General features: G+C 62.5%; 1 protein-coding gene. It reads right to left on the bottom strand.

Features of this window, described 5'->3' with window-relative positions; translation table 11 throughout:
- Positions 1-29: 29 nt before the first annotated feature.
- Positions 30-1265, bottom strand: coding sequence for an IS110 family RNA-guided transposase (locus tag K2F54_RS18830; RefSeq protein WP_220607386.1), 1236 nt, complete (start codon positions 1263-1265; stop codon positions 30-32).
- Between the last annotated feature and the right edge of the window lie 279 nt (positions 1266-1544).

Genomic DNA, 1544 nt, shown 5'->3' with positions numbered 1-1544 from the left:
GCATAACTAACACGAAAATAGACGTGAGGTCATGCTGCCGCCGGTGTGAGGGTGACGTCGTAGCCGAGTTTGCGGAGTTGGGTGAGGGCTCGGTTCTTGGTGCGTTCCGGGGCGAGCTGGGCGTAGAAGTCGGCGCCGGGGTCGGTGTAGCACTCGCCGGTGGTGAGCATGTTCCAGGTTGCGGTGAGGATGGTGTGCTCAAGTGCGACGATCGCTTTGAGCCGGCCGCGGCGGGCGCTGATGCGCCGGTATTGCGCGGCGAGGTAGGTGTTCTTGGTGCGGGCCGCGGCGATCGCGGCGTTGCCGAGGGCCGCTTTGAGGTATTTGTTGCCGGGCAGGATGTGGGCGGATTTGATCCGGCCCGCGGATTGGTTCGAGCCCGGGCAAACACCGGCCCAGGACGCGAGGTGGCCGGGTGTGGGGAACACGGTCATGTCGCCGCCGGTTTCGGCGATGATGACGTCGGCGACGATGGTTGAGACTCCCGGGATGGTGGTGAGGGCGTCTCGGAGGGGACGAAAGGGCGCCATCGACGCCTCGATCCGGTTGTCGAGGTCGGTGAGTCGTTCGGTGAACGTATCGATCGTGTTCAGGTGTAGCCGGGTCATGAAGGCGTGGTGTTCGCCGAATCGGCCGACCAACGCTTCAACAAGTTCGGGTTTCTTAGCGCGCATCCGTCCTTGAGCGAGCTCGGCGAGCACTTCCGGGTCGTGTTCGCCCGCGATCAACGCCTCGAGCATGGCCCGAGCCGAAACACCGGTGAGGTCCGTCGCGACCGAGGAAAGCTTGATGCCGGTGCTTTCCAGGAACTTCTCCAACCGGTGGATCTCTCGGGTCCGGTTGCCGACCATGATCGCCCGTGCCCGGGTCAGATCACGCAATTCACGGATCGGTTCCGGCGGAACAAACGACGCCCGTAACAACCCGTGCGCGGCGAGCTCGGCTAACCAGACCGCGTCGGCAACATCGGTTTTACGGCCCGGCATGTTCCGGGCGGCCTTCGCGTTGACCAGCATCAACGGCAACGTTTCCTCAAGGAGGTAATAAAACGGTTTCCAATAATCGCTGGTCGCTTCTATGACCACCGTCGTGACGTGGTGACGCATCAGATACGCCCGCAGTTCCAGGATCTGACTCGTCGTTGACCCCCACGTCGTCACGGTTGTGGTGAACCGTCCCGGCCGGCCAGCCGGCACTCGAACACAGACCTTCGCATCGCGCTTAGACACGTCAATGCCCGCCGCCCGGTCGTGAACAATATCCATGATCCAACTCCTCACCCTTCGACCCAATATTCGGGTCTGTCACGGGGAGGACTGGGGTTCAATCGGAATCTAACACCCGTGCTCAAAGCAACAATCCACGGTTCCCGTGGGAGTCCTCCACACCACGCTCCTGCGCAGGCTCGCAACACACAGCACCAAGTTAAGACCGGCGTCGCCGCGACAGACACCGACATCATCCCGCCAAGCCAGACTCACAAACGCGACCAGGGGCATATTTTTTCACCCCACAGTGCCCCGCAGGGGCCCTACCGCTCCTGC

It is taken from the genome of Cryobacterium inferilacus, assembly GCF_019599185.1.
Taxonomy (GTDB): domain Bacteria; phylum Actinomycetota; class Actinomycetes; order Actinomycetales; family Microbacteriaceae; genus Cryobacterium; species Cryobacterium inferilacus.
This window is presented reverse-complemented; position numbering and strand designations above follow the sequence as displayed.